Source organism: Hahella sp. KA22 (genome assembly GCF_004135205.1).
Taxonomy (GTDB): domain Bacteria; phylum Pseudomonadota; class Gammaproteobacteria; order Pseudomonadales; family Oleiphilaceae; genus Hahella.
This window is the reverse complement of record NZ_CP035490.1, coordinates 1,252,310-1,269,300: the sequence shown is the minus strand read 5'-3', so window position 1 is coordinate 1,269,300 and position 16,991 is coordinate 1,252,310. Positions and strand designations below refer to the sequence as shown.

The following is a 16,991-nucleotide window of genomic DNA, read 5'->3' as shown; positions in this document are numbered from 1 at the left end:
TGTTTTATATAACCTTTCTAAAACAGACTGAGTTAAGCGGCGTACCCGCTCTTGAAGATTGTCACAAAAAGGCCATTCGGCCCGAGGTATATTTACAACCGTCAAGGCAGACAAGGAAATGGAATCCAGCCAGGATGGTTTCTTCGCAGGAAGCGAAGGGAAGCAAGGATAAGGAATGATGCTTGAGGGAATTTTTGGAGTTAATCCAGGAATAAAACAGGATAAAGCTGGCGCATAGGATGGCGCTTTACCAAGGAACGGCGGATGGGAATCCAAAACCTATTCCAAATGAGGCGACCTGATTAGTCGCCTTTTTTTCGCCTGGGATATGGCGTCCGCTCTCGTAGATTCTCACTTCATTAAACTCTTCTAACTCATTGAGATCAGGAAACGTTCTGCCAGATGCGGCCTTTTTCAGCTCATATCCAGGCGCAACCAGATTACGCACCCGCGAATCCGCTAACAGCACTTTAGACGCTCTATCCCGCCATTCCGGCAACCATTGCAGGTTGTCTCGGTCGTAGAGAATATCCGCCGCCGTGATCACATCAGGCTTGTTGGCAGACGGCAGCGTCTCACACACCCTCACTTGCACCCCATTCAACGCAGCATTCTCCGCCGCCGCCACTTGCGCAGCCGAATCCAGGTCACAGGCCAGGACGGCCGAGGCTCCCGCCAGCGCTGCGGCAATCGCCACCACGCCGGAACCCGCTCCGATGTCCCACACCGTTTTGCCCGCCACCAGCTCAGGGTGATCGAGAATATATCGCGCCAACACCTGCCCACTGGCCCAGCAAAAACTCCAGTAAGCCGGTTCAGCGACGACAGCCTGCGCCTCCTCATGGGAGAGCGGTCCTTCCATTACCACAGGGTCGAATAAATAAAGATGGATTTCAGGAATAAGCGGCGGCGCGCCCACTCGAAGAGCGCCGCGAGGCAAAGTGCGTTGCAGCAAAGGCAGCAATAAGTCCGACATGAGAAGTTAATCCGCTACTGAACGTAGATTATCGAATAAGACGAAAATTCCAGAAAATAGCGGCCATTATGTCACAAATAGCGCCAAATCGCGGAAATCTGGTTATGAAAACCTTCCGTCATCTCTTGCTTGAAATTTGCGTCAATATTTCGTCACACCTACGGAAATGCACCTATTGCGCGGCTAAGCCCACGATTCTGCGTGTAAAAGCGCTTGGCAGAGCGCCGGCTTCTGCTAGACTAGCGCTGTCTGGCTTCGATGTCCGCACGTTCGCCGTCATCTTTTGCACTGCAAAAACCAACCTCACCTGTCCCAGGTGGCGAGCGCTGACGCATAAGAACTAAAACCGCTAAGGAGTCTTCAATGGAGAACCTAGATCAGTATTTAGATAAAGCTGTCGAGCTGGTGATGGAGTACGCGCCACAATTGCTGCTAGCCATCATTACACTCGTGGTAGGTATGTGGCTGATCAACAAGGCGCTCAAATTCACCGACGATCGCCTGCAGAAAAAGTTTGATCCAACACTCACCAAGTTTGTTCACAGCCTTGCATCAGTTGCCCTCAAGGCGATGTTGCTCGTCAGCGTGGCGCAAATGGTGGGTATTGAAACGACTTCCTTTATCGCTGTTTTAGGCGCCGCCGGCTTGGCTATAGGCCTGGCGCTACAGGGCAACCTGTCGAACTTCGCCAGCGGCATTATGATCCTGGTGTTCAAGCCTTTTAAGGTTGGCGATGTGATAGATGGAGCTGGCTATATCGGTACGGTCAGGGAAATCCAGATCTTCACGACGATTTTGATGACCCCGGACAATCGCCGGGTCATTATTCCCAACTCCAACCTGGCCAATAACCCCTTGATCAACATTGCAGCGGAAGCAACCAGACGAGTGGACATGGTTTTCGGCATCAGCTATGACGACGACATCGACAAGGCAAAAAATATAATTAAGTCAATGCTTGAAGCCGATTCACGTGTGTTGAAAGACCCCGCTCCCGTCATCGCCGTGCTGGCGCTGGCGGACAGCTCCGTCAATATCGCTGTGCGCCCCTGGGTCGTTACTGCCGATTATTGGCCGCTGTATTTCGACATGCATGAGAATGTGAAGAAACGCTTCGACGAAGAAGGCGTGACAATTCCTTTCCCGCAAAGGGATGTCCACATTTATCAAGAAACTCAATAAATCCCTTAATCCCTGTTTTATTTTGGAAAGTTCTCCCGGGCCGGTCTGGCCAGGGAAAAGACTACACTAAGAGGTGGCAATGAAAGCAAAACTACTCCCATCTATTTTACTGATGAGCGCCATCGCTTCCGCGCAACCGGCGTTCGCCGACGGGCGTGAGAAAGGCGCTTACTTCACCGGCCTGCTCGGCTACACATTCTTCGACCATGAGCGTCAAATTGAAGACGATCCGAACCTTGCTGCAGGCTTGGGCTACAATTTCACGCCAGCAATCTCTGCAGAGGTTCTCTTTGGTGGCGCGGATCTCGAAAGAAAACACAACACGGGCTATCTCAATGGCATCTTTTATCGTCTAGACGCCCTATATCACTTCAGCCCAGGCGAAGCTTGGCGTCCATATCTAGTCGGCGGCGTCGGCAACTACGCCTTCAAATATGATGGCGGCGGCAAAGATGAGGAAACTCAATACAATCTGGGCGCAGGCATCAAGCACGCCATCAGCGATTCGATGGACGTGCGCTTTGACGCCCGCGGCGTATATGGCGATGAAGACGAAACCAAAGACGCCATGCTGAACCTGGGCTTCACTTACATGTTCGCCTCCGCCGCGCCTGCTCCTAAGGATAGCGACAGAGACGGCGTATATGATGATGAAGACGCCTGCCCTGGCACGCCTTACGGCGCTAAAGTCGACGTTCGCGGATGCGAGGTGATCGGCGATGCGGACGGCGACGGCGTGACCGATGACAAAGACCAGTGCCCCAACACCAAGGCCGGCGCGCGCGTTGACGCTACGGGCTGTCCTGTTGTCGGCGACGATGACGCAGACGGCGTACCAAACGAAAAAGACCAGTGCCCGAACTCTCCGGCAGCGGCGAAAGTGGACAGCAGAGGCTGCCCTCTGGACACCGACCGTGACGGCATCACCGACGGTCTGGACGCCTGCCCTGACACGCCCTATGGCGCGAAAGTGGACAACCGCGGCTGCCGTATTCAGCTGAGTGAAACGGTCACCATTACACTGAACGTCACTTTCCCCACCAACTCAGCGGCCATTCCAGATGAGTTCGTGGCGGAAGTAGAGAAACTGGCTGAATTCATGCGCCAGTATCCAGACACGAAAGCTGTCGTTGAAGGACACACTGACGATCGCGGTCAAGACGCCTACAACCAGAAGCTGTCTGAGAAACGCGCCAGCGCTGTGCGCCAGATGGTCGTTGAGCGTTTCGGCATCGCGGGCGAGAGAATCTCCAGCGTCGGTTACGGCGAAGCCCGTCCGATTGGCGATAACAACACCGCAGAAGGCCGTAGCGCCAACCGTCGCGTTGTCGCTGTTGTGGAAGCGACCGTTAAAACCAATCAATAACGGCTCATTCGCCGGATAGTCCAAGCAAGGGGAACTCGGGTTCCCCTTTTTATTTTCCCCATCCGTTACCCAGTTCCCAACTTTCAGCCCCTCTGTTTGCTGCAATCACAACTTAATAGGCTATCTTAATTAATAAGAGCGAATGTTTCTTATCCAGGCTGGAGGTGGCTTATGCCTGTACAATCTTTGAAGAACTTCCTCGATGGACATCAAGTCCGATATGTGTCGATACAGCACTCTCCGGCTTATACCGCTCAGGAGATCGCTCAATCCGCGCATATCTGCGGGAAGATGCTCGCAAAAACCGTGATTGTTATGATGGATGGCAAGTTCGCGATGGCGGTTATGCCCGCTACATCGCGTATTCGTTGGGACCGCTTCATGCGCGCGATGGGTACGGATTTCATCGAGTTGGCGGACGAGGAGGACTTCAAAGATCATTTTGCGGAATGTGAAGTCGGCGCAATCCCCCCTTTCGGCAATCTGTACGGCATGTCCGTCTATATGGACGAGCACCTGCGCAATAACGAAGAGATCGCCTTCAGCGCAGGCACTCACAGCGAAATTCTGCGTATGTCTATGAGCGCGTATGTGGATTTGGCGCGGCCGCTAATCATGAATGAAGGGTTCGTTCAGCCCAATAGCCCGCCTCTACAGCGGGTGCGGCAAGGCCGTAAACGCGCCCACAGGCACGCCTGACCCCGGAGCAGTCAATATTCGCCAGCATAGACCGGCAGCGTTGCCGATATACAAATATCTGTCGCTTGTGCTGGCGGCGTTATGGCTGCACGCAGGCTTCGCCAACGCGGAGAAGCCCACGCTGATCCTGGGCGGCCCGCCCTGGCCGCCTTACCTGGATGAAGCCCAGCCTCACCGCGGTCTGGCCACGGAAATCGTGGAGTCCGCCTTCAATAAAGCCGGCTACCCAGTACAGATCAAGATTTTGCCGTGGCCTCGGCTGTTGCGCGCAGCGGAATTCAAAGAAGTCGATGTCATGATAGGCCTCTGGTGGACACTGGAAAGAGAAGAAGTCTTCCTCTTTTCTTCCCCCTATTATGTCAACGTCATCGGCTTCGCGGCGCCGACAGAGAGCACATTCAAACCCGCGCGTCTCAGCGATCTCACCAACGCCCGCATCGGCGTGCGCCAAGGCGCCCGCTTTTGGAGTCCGTTCGATTTCTCAACATCGCTGAACAAAATTACCGTCAACACAACGGAAAGCGCCCTCAATATGACCGCTGTCGGGCGTCTGGACCTGACCGTGGAGGATGTCAGGATTCTGCAAAACCTCATCAATCATGATGACAGGCTTAGCAAGCACCTGAAGATATTGCCTCTCCCCCTGGTGTACCGCCCTCTGCACATGGGGGTGCGTCGTAACCTGGACAACGCAGAAGCCATCGCCGCCGACTTCAACGCAGCCCTGGCCGAGCTTCTGCAAAGCGGTTGGGTGGCGACCATATATCGGCGCTACGGCATAGCGGAGAGCCCTCTGGATATCCTTACCCGCACGCCGCCTTCCATGGCGGACGAATAAGGCCCGGGCGCCTGCGCCGAAGCTTTGCAGTCCCCTTCCCTCTTCCTCTATCATTAGGCTCCCGGCTTATCCAGCCGCCGTCCGGAACGTATTGATATTACTATGACAGACAAGGCTTCTTCCCAGCTCAGCGACGCTCCCGATTATGACATCATTATCGTCGGCGGAGGCATGGTCGGCGCAGCCATCGCCGCAGCATTAAAGAACACGGCGTTAAAAACGGCGGTGATAGAGAGAGAACTGCCGGCCTCCTTCAACCCAGACGAAACGCCGGACCTGCGCGTATCCGCAATTAACTTCGCCAGCGAGCAGTTTCTCACCCGGATTGGAGCATGGGAGCACGCACTGAGTATGCGCGCCCATCCTTACCAACGTCTGGCGGTGTGGGAAAAACTGGGCAATCCTTTAGGCGAGCGGTTGTCGTCAGTGGTCAACAAAACAGAGTTCGACTCTCGCCAGATTGGCCACTCTCATCTTGGTCATATTGTTGAGAACCGGGTCATTCAGTTGGCGCTGCTGCGCGTGGTTGAGCAGGCGGATAACACAACCTTGATCAGCGGTCGGCGCATTCACGCCATCAACTTTCGCGCTTCGTCTCCCGAAGTCATATTGGATGATAAAACACGACTCCGCGGACGCTTGATCATTGGCGCCGATGGCGGCTCCTCCCTGGTTCGGGAGCAGGCGCAGCTCGGGTTGCTCAGCGACGCCTATGAGCAGCATGCGCTGGTGGTTAGCGTCGCCATCGCCGGCGAGCCTCAAAATATCACCTGGCAGGCATTCCGGCCCCATGGACCACTGGCGTTCCTACCCTTGTGCGCCATCGACGGCGTCGCCTACGCCTCATTGGTCTGGTACGACCAGCCCGCCAAGCTAAAGGCGTTACAACAACTCTCTCAGGACGAATTTATCCGCGCCCTGCGCAAAGAGTTTCCCCGTCAGTTGCCGGAATTGCTCCAAGTGCTCGGCAAAGGCTCATTCCCACTTGTGAAACGACACGCTCAACATTATGTGGCCCAGGGCGTCGCGCTGGCGGGCGACGCCGCGCATACAATTAATCCCCTCGCGGGACAGGGAGTTAACCTTGGGTTTCAGGACGCCGCAGCCCTGGCGGAGGTGCTTCAACAAGCCGCAGAGCAAGGGCTGGACATAGGCGGTCTGCAAACCCTGCGTCAATATGAGCGACTGCGCCGAGGAGAGAACCTAAAAATGATGACGTTGATGGATGGTTTTTATTACGCCTTCAGCAACAACCTCGCCCCGGTGAAGTTGGCGCGCAACCTGGGACTCGGGCTTGCTGGCCTGTTAGGACCGGCGAAACGCAAAGTCATCGCCTACGCCATGGGACTGAATGGCGCGCAGACGGAACGTCCGCTGACGCGCTGACTGTCGCAGCAAAACATAACCACACCGTAAACGCAGCCAAAGGATGCAAGACCATGTCTGAAACAATTTTCAGCAAAATCATCAAACGGGAAATCCCCGCCGACATTATCTATGAGGATGAGTTCTGTCTGGCGTTCAACGACATCAACCCTCAGGCGCCAGTGCATTTCCTGGTCATTCCCAAAAAGCCCATCGCCACCATCAACGATATTGAAGAAGAGGATCGTGAGTTAGTGGGCCACTTGTATATCGCCGCAGCTAAAATCGCCCAAGAAAAAGGGTTCGCTGACGACGGCTATCGTGTGGTGATGAACTGCAACGAAAACGCAGGACAAACGGTTTTCCATATCCACCTTCACGTTCTGGCGGGGAAACCTCTGGGCTGGCCGCCCTATACGGACAAGCTCAAAGTCTAGACTTGCCTTTTTAGACGATAGACAGGGTAAGGCGAACTTACCCTTTCAACTCCCCTCCGAAACAGCCAAAGGCGACTCAGATTGCAGAGCGCTGTGCTCCAGCCAGTCCCCCACACGTTGCGCCAGGCTCTCTGAATACTTAATCCAATTGAAGTGTCCCACACTGGCGCCGCCGAAATCAGCGTCCGTCAGACGCCAGTGCGTTACTTCCGCAGAAGGCATTTTGCGATACAGATTCGCCACTGCTTCAGCCGGAGCCAACTCATCCGACTCGAAGGATATCGCCAGCACAGGCTTGGTGACCGTCCACAGCAGACGCTCATAATTTATCGGACTGCGCTCCGGGTAGTAGTCTCCGGTGCGGGCGTTCCGCGCCCAATCGCGAATCAGGCGGCGCGCCTCCCGCCCCGCGAAACCGATACGGTCTCCCGGCATATATCCCCAGATCTCGCTGATGCCACGTAACAACTGCGTGCCGGCGAGCGTTCGCAAAGGTTTGGCGTACCCTTTGTAGTAGACATTGCAGGAAGCCAGCAAAATCAGTCCCGCGACAGATCCCGGCTGCTCCGCCATGTAAAGAGAGCTCAATTGTCCACCCAGACTGTGGCCGAGCAGCCAGATCGGAGAGTCCGGCAGATGCAGCCTCACGCAGTCCAGCACGGCTGGCCAGTCGTATTGGATCATCTCGTAATAGCCGAAGTTCGTGCGTCGGGAGGCGCGCACGGAGCTACTGCCATGTCCGCGCAGATCCGCCGTCACGCAGTGAACGCCGCGTGCGGCTAACGCCTCCGCCAAGGGCGCATAAAAGCGGGCGCGCACGCCCATGGCGGGCATGCAGACAACCACTGGCGCCAACGCATCCTCCGTGCGATAGAGCGACAGCGTGGAATGCACTTGGTCCTGGCTAATGACAGGTAAGGTTTCAGGGGACATGGCGAAGGCTCTCAGGCGTCAATGTGTTCCATGCTAATATCGGCGAGCAAGAAAGGTGAAGACCCGGTTTCACTTCAACCGGGTCCGGCATAAACGCCGATTCAGGTTCCGTTGATCGCCAAATGCGCGGCGATAGATACGCCGTAGCCGATAAAAATGGCCCAGGACCATTTCAGGTGCGACAGGAAAGTGTAGCTGCCTTTCGACTGCCCCATTAACGCCACCCCGGCTGCCGACCCAATGGACAGCAGGCTGCCGCCAACGCCAGCGGTGAGCGTGATCAATAGCCACTGGTTTACGTCCATATCCGGCTCCATCGATATGATCGCAAACATCACCGGAATATTATCCACGACCGCCGAGATGGTTCCCGCCACGATATTGGCGATCGTAGGCCCCCAGTTGTCATACATGCCATGAGACATCATCTGCAGGAAGCCCAGCGTCGCCAGACCGCCCACGCAGAAAATCACGCCGAAGAAGAACAGCAGCGTGTCCCACTCCGCACGCGCCACCCTGCGGAAGATATCAAATTGAATGTCGTCTTCGACGGTTCCGGTTTTACGCAGAAAATACGCGAAGAACATCAGTACGGACATACCGGTCATCATGCCGAGAAACGGCGGTAAGTGGAAAAAGCGCTCAAAACAGACCGCCGTCGCAATGGTCAACAAGAACAAAATACAGATGCGCAAGCCCCCACGCTTGATGGGAACCAGTCCCCCATGTCCCGTCGGAACGCCATTGGGCAGGAAGAAGTTCATGATGAGCGCTGGGGTTACAAAGTTCAGCACGGAGGGAATGAACAGCTCAAAAAACTCTTCAAACTGCACTTTCTTGGACGCCCACACCATCAAGGTCGTAATGTCCCCAAAAGGACTGAACGCCCCGCCGGCGTTAGCGCCCACCACCACATTAATCATCGACAGAGAGACGAACTTGGCGTCTTTGCCTCCCACCGCCATGATCACCGCGCCCATCAGCAATGCTGTGGTCAGATTATCCGCCACTGGCGAAATGAAAAACGCCAGCCATCCGGTGACCCAGAACAACTTACGATAACTCATGCCTTTGTGAACCAGATACGAGCGCAAGGACTCAAAGACATGGCGTTCCTCCATCGCATTGATGAAAGTCATCGCCACCAAAAGAAATAGAAATAAAGCGCCGTATTCCAGCAGGTTGTGGGCGACGGCGTCGTGGATATCGTCATTGCTGCGCCCCATGTCCTGGGCGACGCTGGCCACCAATACCCAGATCAATCCAGCGGCGAATATGACCGGCTTGGATTTCCTTAAATGCAACACTTCTTCCGCCATGACGGCGATATAAGCGACGATAAAAAGGATGACGGCGAGTATCGCCTTGGGTGAATCGGTGGCGTCTAGAACAAGCATGCCGCCTTCAGAGGCGTAAACAGGACCGGCCGCGCACAGCAGACCGCCCAGCAGAAGTTGCAGTTTTTTCATTCAGCTAATCCGTACTTTAGTTCTCGGTTATTTTTATTGAGCGCCCCTGTCAACGATTTACTACAAACCATCGCCTGCAGACGCAGAACATAATGAAAAACGTTGAGATTCTATGGGCTGGGATCACTTTGCGCAATTACGCTTAAGTCTCTTAGGTATTGATAGCCTTAAGGATAATCTGAATAAAACGCAGAGGTTGTTGATATGCGTCAACCCTGGTGCGAAGGGAATTGGTTACAGTTCCGCACAGCGCTGGCGGATTAGCGGCAGGACTGAGCTCAAGGGGTCCGGTGATGTTGCAACGCCATCCGGCGCTCCATCCGGTTTCGACAGGGTGGTCGCCCGCGGGTCATCTCTCCCTCCTCCCGACCCGCGGGCAACTTATCTTTCACAACGCCATTCGCCATGCAAAGAGCCCAGGCGGTTACTGCGCCCCAGCCAATTGATTCAGCCGTTCGCCCAGCACCTCTGAGCGCTCTTGCAATACATCAAACAATGCCGTCTTTAACGCTTCCACAAAACGCGCTCCCGCGTCTGTGCGCGCAAATGCAATGTAGTCCTTCATGTCTGCAAGGGGCACATCCCGATAGGTATACAGATAATTCAGATAAACCTGCTGCCCCACCATGCCACGCATGGAAAAGCGACGCTCTTCAATGACTCTTTTGAGATCATGGTACGAAGGCAACTCAGGACCTTTCACCACCGAAGTGATTGCCGCGGCCATGGCCAATTGGATAGTGACGGTATTATCCAGCATGGAATCCGTCGCCAGGGTGGCGCGATCATAGGCGGAAAACAGATGCTCCCGCTCACCGCCTTTGTTTTCCTCACTCAGGCGCTCCATTCTTTTTTGCGCCTCGGCATACTCCTCAGAACTCATGGCGTTGAGTTCAGCCGCCACGATTTTCTGGCCGATGGGCGAGCGATACCACTGCAAGACATGGCGCATTTCCGCTGGCGACAACTGTTGCTCCAGGCGTCTCTCCACCTGACTTTGCAGGCTGTCCGCCTGATAAGCGCCATCTACTACCCTTTCAAACAGATCCATCAGATCTTCCGACGCGCCAGTGCGGCGGATGTTGGCGCGAATCCCGGTTTTAATCATATCCGGATAGCGCGACAGCAATTCATCCACTCCGGTCTGAGCCAGCAAATTTGCGGACAACGAAGCGTCCGATTTGACGGCGAAAACAGGCGCGGAAAGCAGAAGAGCGGACAGCAGACAGAAAATAGCGCGGAACAACTTCATATGAGAGCATCCCAAAAACAACGACAACAGGAAGACGTGGCGAGCGGCATGAATCCGTTCGCCTTTCTTGCAGTATAGTTGTCTAAATTTTCAGCGCTTTGGAAAACCGGCTTATATTACAAAAACCTACAATTCACTAAGATAGTTAACCAGACTGTCTCTTAGAAAAGTTTCGTAACGCCAGATACGGGTGGTCAGTTTCTCAGGCCGGCGATAAAGGTAAATCCAGGCGGTAAGGCGGCCGCCTCCCGGCGTCCTGACGGTGGCGTAACGTCGCACGTAATCATCGCCTTCATAATGGTCAAGGCGGGCGATGTCATGTTGAGTCAGGCCATGGTAGAGGTAACCGGGACAAATAGCGCTACGATCGCGCCAGAGGCCAGGATAGGCCTTCCCGACAACCTGTAGACATCGATATCCCGGCAATCTGGCGGCGGAGGCTTCCGGCGCCCATCCTAACAGCCGTTGCATCACATGTGGATGACGCAGCGTGCCATAACAAAAAAGCGGCGTAGACAATGCACAAATCCTGATAACAGTGGTTGAAACCGCGGCGCTAAACGCAAAAAACGCAGCCGAAGCTGCGTTTTACCATGAAATGAGCCGCTGAAAAAAGATCAGGATCTTTCGATTAGCTTCTCGGTCTTCTCCAGAGAAGCATGGCGCACATCCTTGCCCTTCACCATGAAAATTACGTGCTCACAGATATTTCTGGCATGGTCGCCGATGCGCTCCAGCGCACGCAATACCCACATGACGCTGAGGATACGGGAGATACTGCGCGGATCTTCCATCATGAACGTCACCAGTGAGCGCATCGCGGTTTTATACTCGATGTCCACAGACTTGTCTTCTTTCATGACTTCAAAGGCCAGATCCAGATCGAAGCGAGCGAAGGCGTCCAGTGCGTCATGCACCATTTTCCCGACATGACTGCCGATATGGCGCACTTCCACATAGCCACGCGGCGCTTCGCCCTCTTCCAGCAGTTGCAGCGCGTTCTTGGCGATCTTCTCCGACTCGTCGCCAATACGCTCCAGGTCGTTGACCATTTTCGCAATCGCCACCACCAGACGCAGGTCGCTCGCCGTCGGCTGACGCTTGGCGATAACCCGGGTACATTCTTCATCGATGGTGATTTCCAGTTTGTCGACGTCATTGTCATTCTGGCGCACCATTTCCGCCAGTTCGGAATCCCCCCGCACCAACGCCTCAACCGCGTCCGCCACCTGCTTTTCCACCAGGCCGCCCATCACCAGAACATGGTTCCGGAGCTCCCGCAAATCCACATTGAACTGTTGAGAAATATGCTGCAAATGAACGTCTGAGTTCGCCATAAATGCTTCCTATTACTAATTTCCGCCGGGGAAAACTGTTACCCGTAACGCCCGGTAATATAATCTTCTGTCTGCTTGCAGGACGGATTGGTGAACAGCTGGTTGGTGCTGCCGAACTCAATCAGGTCGCCCATGTACATGAACGCAGTATAGTCCGATACTCGCGCCGCCTGCTGCATATTGTGGGTGACGATGACGATGGTGTAGTCGTCCTTCAGCTCATGGATCAGCTCTTCGATCTTCAACGTTGATAACGGGTCCAAGGCTGACGCGGGTTCGTCAAGCAGGAGCACTTCCGGTTTCACCGCCACGGTGCGGGCGATAACCAGACGCTGCTGCTGACCGCCGGACAGGCCCAAAGCGCTGTCGTTCAGACGGTCTTTCACTTCATCCCACAACGCCGCGGACTTGAGCGCCCACTCCACCGTTTCATCCAGAATGCGCTTCTTGTTGATGCCCTGGATTCTGAGCCCGTACGCCACATTTTCATAGATAGTCTTGGGGAATGGGTTCGGCTTCTGGAACACCATGCCTACGCGACGGCGCAACTCCGCTACGTCCACCCCCTTACGGTAGATATCTTCTTTTTCCAGCAGAATCTGCCCGTCAATGCGACACCCATCAACCAGATCATTCATGCGGTTAAAGCAGCGCAGCAGGGTGGACTTACCACAACCTGACGGACCGATAAACGCCGTCACCCGCTTTTGCGGAATGCGCATATCAATGCCATGCAACGCTTCTTTCTCGCCGTAGAACAGCTTGAGCTTGTTTACCTCAAGGGCGACCGTCTCATTGTCGATCGACAAATCCTCCATCGAGCGCTCGATCGCGCTAATGTCGATACCGTGAGAACGGTGCTTGGATTCGTTGAATGGCTGCTCTTCGTTCACTACGTTCTGATTGGTCATAGTTTCACTCATTATAGTCCTCCCCACCGGCTTCGGGGCGTCATCCGGCTCAGGTTACATCTCAAGGGCTTTGTACTTTTCACGCAGGCGGTTACGAATCGCCACCGCACTCAGGTTAAGTAATGCGATCACCGCCACCAGCAACAGGGCCGTCGCATAAACCAGTGGGCGCGCCGCCTCTACGTTCGGGCTTTGGAAGCCAACGTCATAGATATGGAAGCCCAGGTGCATAAATTTTTGGTCCAAATGCAGGTAAGGATAATTGCCATCCAGGGGCAACGACGGGGCCAGCTTGACCACCCCTACCAGCATCAAAGGAGCCACTTCCCCGGCGGCGCGCGCAATCGCCAGGATCACGCCAGTCATCATCGCCGGACTGGCCATCGGCAGCACAACCCGCCACAACGTCTCGGCCTTGGTCGCGCCCAGCGCAAGGCTGCCCTCACGAATAGAACGGGGAATACGCGCCAGACCTTCTTCCGTAGCGACAATCACCACAGGCAGGGTCAAAATAGCCAGGGTAATGGAGGCCCACAGCAACCCGGGAGCGCCAAAGGTCGGCGACGGCAGCGCTTCTGGAAAGAAGTGTTCGTCAATGCCGCTGCCAATAAAGTAAATGAAGAAGCCCAGGCCAAATACGCCGTATACGATAGAGGGCACGCCCGCCAAATTATTCACCGCGATGCGGATGATTCGCGTCAAAGCGCCCTGGTGCGCATACTCTCTTAGGTAAACCGCTGCGATCACACCCAAGGGCGTCACCAACACGGACATAATGACCACCATCAGCACCGTACCGTAGATAGCGGGGAAAATACCGCCTTCGGTGTTCGCCTCACGTGGGTCATCACTGATGAACTCCCAGATCTTGGCGAAATAGAATCCGATTTTATCCAGCAGCCCCATCTGGTTCGGCTGAAATGCGCGCACCACTTTGGACAGAGAAATTTCCAGCTCCTTACCGTTCATCGCACGCGCCACCAAAGCGTCGCGTTTGATTTCCAGATACAGCTCGTTCAGATCCTTCTGCAGTACTTCATAGGTCGCATGTTGTTCAGCGCGCTCCGCTTCAATCTCCGCCATGGCTTCCGGCGTCTTGCGACCATCCAGCTCAAGACGGCGTTCCTTCAGACGCAGACGCTCCAGGGTGTAGTTCACCTTACCAATCTGCTGTTTTTCAATGTCATAGATACGGTCGTGCAGCGACAAGGCGCGATCTATACGGGACTGCAATTCATCCCAGGCGCCAGAGCCTGAGGCCACTACCGAGCCGTCTTCTTTGACTGACACCAGATAGCCGTAGAAATTGCCCCATTCGCGACGCTCCAGCGTCATCAACTCTTTGGGATAGCGCACGTCACGCATGCGGTCCGCCAGCACCCAACGGAAGTCTGAACCAAGTACGTCCCGGTTGCCGGTCTTGATCAAATCGCGGCGCATATAGTCAACGCCCGACGGCACCTGTACGCCCGCGGCATGCAATTGCTCCGCCGGCACTTCTTCTGTTTCGACGATCTCACCAATCAACAGCGTGGTTTTATCGTTCTCGCCCAGATAATCGGTTTCCATCAGGCTGTGAGGCCAAAAGTGGGCCAAGCCTCGCACGCCAATCAGCAACAGCAGACCGAACACCATCACCAGACTGATTGATACAGCGCCGGCGTTAATCCAGATCCAGGGATCGCCTTTGTTAAACCAGGTTTTCAGTGAAACGCGCATTCTGTTCTCTCGATTCTCTCAGATTTCTTTACTGCCCATCGGACTTCCGCATGACTCAGCGTGACCTTAAATCACGCTGTACTTGGCCCGCAGACGCTGGCGCACGAATTCAGCCACGGTGTTCACCAGGAAGGTGAACAGGAACAACACGAACGCCGCCAGGAACAAGATCCGGAAGTGGGAGCTGCCAACTTCGGACTCCGGCATTTCCACCGCAATGTTAGCGGCCAGCGTACGCATGCCCTCAAAGATATTCATATCCATAATCGGCGTGTTGCCTGTCGCCATCAGTACGATCATGGTTTCACCGACAGCGCGACCCAGACCGATCATCAGCGCGGAGAAAATACCGGGGCTGGCGGTCGGCAACACTACGCGAATCATGGTTTGCCAAGGCGTAGCGCCCAGCGCCAGAGATCCGTAGGTCAGATGCTTCGGCACGCTGAACACCGCGTCTTCAGTGATGGAGAAAATGGTTGGGATCACCGCAAAGCCCATCGCCGCGCCTACCACAAGCGCGTTGCGCTGGTCATAATCCAAACCAACTGTTTCTTTCAGCCAGTGGGGCATATTGCCGTCGAATAAGGCGATCTCTACCGCGGGGCTGATAGCGAAGCTAAGCCAGCCGATGAAACAGATTACCGGTAGCAGCAACAATGGCTCCCAGCCTTCCGGCACCATCAGGCGTACGGATTGCGGCATATTGGCCCAAGCGAAACTGAACACAAGTATCGCGATCGGGGTCAACACCAGCAGCGTAAACACGCCCGGCATGTGAGACTCCATGAACGGAGCGAAAAACAACCCCGCCAGGAAGCCCAGGATAACCGTTGGCAACGCTTCCATCAGCTCAATCGCCGGCTTCACTTTCCGACGCAGGGTCGGCGACATGAAATGAGCGGTATACAAGGCGCCGCAGATCGCCAGAGGAATTGCGATCAACATAGCGTAGAACGCCGCTTTGATCGTGCCGAACACTAAAGGCGTCAGGCTGTACTTGGGTTCAAAGTCATTACTGGCGGCGGAGGACTGCCAAACATAGTCAGGCTCCGAGTAGCCCTCATACCAGACTTCACTCCAGAGCGCGGACCAGGATACGTCCGGGTGCTCGTTATCGATACTCCAGAAATGCAGACGATCATCCTGCGATTGCAGCAGCATGAAGTTGGCTCTGGGCGCAACCGTCATGTGCTTCACGTCGCCCTCGACGACTGGCTCTTGCAATAGATTGCGTTCGGCAGTGGTGTTAAAAATCGCCGCTTCGCCCTGAGCTGTAGCGACCAGAAAGCCTTTGCGTCTCGGCTCCACCGCAATCTTGGCGATAGCCGCCTTGCCTGCCTGGAAGCTGCGCACATGCTGCAGATGATACTGGTTTTCAGCATCGCGAACGGGGAACCACTGACGGATTTCGCCACGGTTGTTAGCGATCAACAAGGAATAGCCGCCCAGCAGAAAGCTCATGTCAGTGATCTGGGAGCCTGACGCGACAGCGTCGACGCGAGCGATCAAGTCCGGCGACTGCTTGTTGGATATGTCGTACATATCCAGCTTGCCGCTCTTGGTGGCGACATACAGCCAGCGAGTGTCTGGACTGATTTGAATGGAAACGATATCGCCATTCACTGAGGGCATGGTGACGGAGGATTCTTCCAGCGTTACATCACCAGTCAGAAAGTTCGCTTCCTTCTCGTAAAAGCTGGCGAACAGCTTGTTCGAGGTGTTGGACCCAACGACCAGAAGATAATCATTATTGTCACGCACCGCCACATGGGTCAGCGCCGCCCCGGACGGGTCCAACGCCATCGGCGACTCGCCATATGGAAATTCCAGCGATGGCGTAATTACCCGAACATTATTGGGCCAGGTGATGTTATAGGTGTGCTTGAAGATAACGACGCTGCCGTCACTCACACCGGCCACCACCGTGTTGGAGCCCGGCGCGCCTTCGTTGACGCCAGTCAAAGACGCCCCATCAGGAATAGGCAGGCGGGTCGCGGAATCGACAGTGCCGTCTTTTAAATTGAAGAAGGTGACATTGCCATTATCATCCAGACGCAGCCCCTTCTCAGCCTGCTCTTCCATGCCCAACAACAAAGTTTCGCCCTTCTCGCCGGGCGCGTCATAACTGGCGACAGCGTCTACGGACGCGGATTCAAAAATCGGCGCCACTTCATAAAGCAAGTAAAAGAAGATCAGGGTGACTGCAACAATGACGCTCACACCGCCAGCGGCGATAAACCCTTTCGCCATTTTGTCTTTCAGGGTTCTGATATTGCGGTGGCGCTTGAGCTGGGGGGTATTGAAGTCTATCTCCGGGGCTTTGACAGATACCGCCTCATTCATAGTGAAATCCCAATATTAAAAGATGCGCAAACGATAACGGCACAATGTGACAGTTATGTTACAACCCTGTCACATTTGTCGCTGGCGAAGCCTTCATTAAAGCAAAGGGATTTTAAGCTTCTGTGACAGCCTGTCAGAACGCGAGCCCAGCCGGCGCCGAACTT

At 54.9% G+C, this 16,991-nt stretch carries 15 protein-coding genes; 6 read left to right on the top strand and 9 right to left on the bottom strand.

Annotated features, from left to right (window positions below; all coding sequences use genetic code 11):
- Positions 1 to 247: 247 nt before the first annotated feature.
- Entirely contained in the window at positions 248 to 976 is a 729-nt protein-coding gene (locus EUZ85_RS05655) for a methyltransferase (RefSeq protein WP_129498718.1), read from the bottom strand.
- A gap of 363 nt (positions 977 to 1,339) precedes the next feature.
- On the opposite strand from EUZ85_RS05655, the gene EUZ85_RS05650 reads away from it, so the two are divergent.
- The 6 genes from EUZ85_RS05650 to EUZ85_RS05625 all read left to right on the top strand — a co-directional run bounded on the left by EUZ85_RS05650 (position 1,340) and on the right by EUZ85_RS05625 (position 6,863).
- Entirely contained in the window at positions 1,340 to 2,158 is an 819-nt protein-coding gene (locus EUZ85_RS05650; RefSeq protein ID WP_127968332.1) for a mechanosensitive ion channel family protein, read from the top strand.
- A 79-nt stretch (positions 2,159 to 2,237) separates the two neighbouring features.
- Positions 2,238 to 3,524, top strand: coding sequence for an OmpA family protein (locus tag EUZ85_RS05645; RefSeq protein ID WP_127968331.1), 1,287 nt, complete (start codon positions 2,238 to 2,240; stop codon positions 3,522 to 3,524).
- Positions 3,525 to 3,695: 171 nt separating this feature from the next.
- The gene (locus EUZ85_RS05640) at positions 3,696 to 4,223 is read left to right on the top strand and encodes an aminoacyl-tRNA deacylase (RefSeq protein WP_127968330.1); all 528 of its coding nucleotides are present in this window, start codon (positions 3,696 to 3,698) and stop codon (positions 4,221 to 4,223) included.
- 40 nt (positions 4,224 to 4,263) lie between these two features.
- The gene (locus EUZ85_RS05635; RefSeq protein ID WP_164887190.1) at positions 4,264 to 5,061 is read left to right on the top strand and encodes an ABC transporter substrate-binding protein; all 798 of its coding nucleotides are present in this window, start codon (positions 4,264 to 4,266) and stop codon (positions 5,059 to 5,061) included.
- Positions 5,062 to 5,163: 102 nt separating this feature from the next.
- Entirely contained in the window at positions 5,164 to 6,447 is a 1,284-nt protein-coding gene (locus EUZ85_RS05630) for an FAD-dependent monooxygenase (protein ID WP_127968328.1), read from the top strand.
- Positions 6,448 to 6,500: 53 nt separating this feature from the next.
- Positions 6,501 to 6,863 carry a histidine triad nucleotide-binding protein gene (locus EUZ85_RS05625; RefSeq protein ID WP_127968327.1) on the top strand — a complete coding sequence of 121 codons (363 nt, stop codon included), beginning with the start codon at positions 6,501 to 6,503 and terminating at the stop codon, positions 6,861 to 6,863.
- Between the two features lie 45 nt (positions 6,864 to 6,908).
- On the opposite strand, the gene EUZ85_RS05620 is transcribed toward EUZ85_RS05625, so the two are convergent.
- From EUZ85_RS05620 to EUZ85_RS05585, 8 genes are all read right to left on the bottom strand, one after another.
- The gene (locus EUZ85_RS05620; protein ID WP_127968326.1) at positions 6,909 to 7,796 is read right to left on the bottom strand and encodes an alpha/beta fold hydrolase; all 888 of its coding nucleotides are present in this window, start codon (positions 7,794 to 7,796) and stop codon (positions 6,909 to 6,911) included.
- 101 nt (positions 7,797 to 7,897) lie between these two features.
- Positions 7,898 to 9,265, bottom strand: coding sequence for a sodium:proton antiporter NhaD (gene nhaD, locus EUZ85_RS05615; RefSeq protein ID WP_127968325.1), 1,368 nt, complete (start codon positions 9,263 to 9,265; stop codon positions 7,898 to 7,900).
- A gap of 424 nt (positions 9,266 to 9,689) precedes the next feature.
- The gene (locus tag EUZ85_RS05610; RefSeq protein ID WP_127968324.1) at positions 9,690 to 10,517 is read right to left on the bottom strand and encodes a DUF2059 domain-containing protein; all 828 of its coding nucleotides are present in this window, start codon (positions 10,515 to 10,517) and stop codon (positions 9,690 to 9,692) included.
- Between the two features lie 126 nt (positions 10,518 to 10,643).
- Positions 10,644 to 11,036, bottom strand: a complete 393-nt coding sequence (locus EUZ85_RS05605; protein ID WP_127968323.1) for a gamma-glutamylcyclotransferase family protein — start codon at positions 11,034 to 11,036, stop codon at positions 10,644 to 10,646.
- Between the two features lie 98 nt (positions 11,037 to 11,134).
- Complete coding sequence (phoU, locus tag EUZ85_RS05600; protein ID WP_127968322.1) at positions 11,135 to 11,854, bottom strand: phosphate signaling complex protein PhoU; 720 nt, start codon at positions 11,852 to 11,854, stop codon at positions 11,135 to 11,137.
- Between the two features lie 38 nt (positions 11,855 to 11,892).
- Positions 11,893 to 12,765, bottom strand: a complete 873-nt coding sequence (gene pstB / locus EUZ85_RS05595; protein ID WP_127974414.1) for a phosphate ABC transporter ATP-binding protein PstB — start codon at positions 12,763 to 12,765, stop codon at positions 11,893 to 11,895.
- 54 nt (positions 12,766 to 12,819) lie between these two features.
- Positions 12,820 to 14,484, bottom strand: coding sequence for a phosphate ABC transporter permease PstA (gene pstA / locus EUZ85_RS05590; protein WP_127968321.1), 1,665 nt, complete (start codon positions 14,482 to 14,484; stop codon positions 12,820 to 12,822).
- A gap of 66 nt (positions 14,485 to 14,550) precedes the next feature.
- The gene (locus EUZ85_RS05585) at positions 14,551 to 16,827 is read right to left on the bottom strand and encodes an ABC transporter permease subunit (protein ID WP_127968320.1); all 2,277 of its coding nucleotides are present in this window, start codon (positions 16,825 to 16,827) and stop codon (positions 14,551 to 14,553) included.
- Positions 16,828 to 16,991 lie beyond the last annotated feature (164 nt).

What these genes read in the sequence shown, in the direction of transcription:
- nhaD (WP_127968325.1), bottom strand. Translation starts at nt 9,265, where the DNA reads ATGAAAAAACTGCAACTTCTGCTGGGCGGTCTGCTGTGCGCGGCCGGT.
- EUZ85_RS05650 (WP_127968332.1), top strand. Translation starts at nt 1,340, where the DNA reads ATGGAGAACCTAGATCAGTATTTAGATAAAGCTGTCGAGCTGGTGATG.
- EUZ85_RS05620 (WP_127968326.1), bottom strand. Translation starts at nt 7,796, where the DNA reads ATGTCCCCTGAAACCTTACCTGTCATTAGCCAGGACCAAGTGCATTCC.
- EUZ85_RS05640 (WP_127968330.1), top strand. Translation starts at nt 3,696, where the DNA reads ATGCCTGTACAATCTTTGAAGAACTTCCTCGATGGACATCAAGTCCGA.
- EUZ85_RS05585 (WP_127968320.1), bottom strand. Translation starts at nt 16,827, where the DNA reads ATGAATGAGGCGGTATCTGTCAAAGCCCCGGAGATAGACTTCAATACC.
- EUZ85_RS05630 (WP_127968328.1), top strand. Translation starts at nt 5,164, where the DNA reads ATGACAGACAAGGCTTCTTCCCAGCTCAGCGACGCTCCCGATTATGAC.
- EUZ85_RS05655 (WP_129498718.1), bottom strand. Translation starts at nt 976, where the DNA reads ATGTCGGACTTATTGCTGCCTTTGCTGCAACGCACTTTGCCTCGCGGC.
- phoU (WP_127968322.1), bottom strand. Translation starts at nt 11,854, where the DNA reads ATGGCGAACTCAGACGTTCATTTGCAGCATATTTCTCAACAGTTCAAT.
- EUZ85_RS05645 (WP_127968331.1), top strand. Translation starts at nt 2,238, where the DNA reads ATGAAAGCAAAACTACTCCCATCTATTTTACTGATGAGCGCCATCGCT.
- pstA (WP_127968321.1), bottom strand. Translation starts at nt 14,484, where the DNA reads ATGCGCGTTTCACTGAAAACCTGGTTTAACAAAGGCGATCCCTGGATC.
- EUZ85_RS05625 (WP_127968327.1), top strand. Translation starts at nt 6,501, where the DNA reads ATGTCTGAAACAATTTTCAGCAAAATCATCAAACGGGAAATCCCCGCC.
- EUZ85_RS05610 (WP_127968324.1), bottom strand. Translation starts at nt 10,517, where the DNA reads ATGAAGTTGTTCCGCGCTATTTTCTGTCTGCTGTCCGCTCTTCTGCTT.
- pstB (WP_127974414.1), bottom strand. Translation starts at nt 12,765, where the DNA reads ATGACCAATCAGAACGTAGTGAACGAAGAGCAGCCATTCAACGAATCC.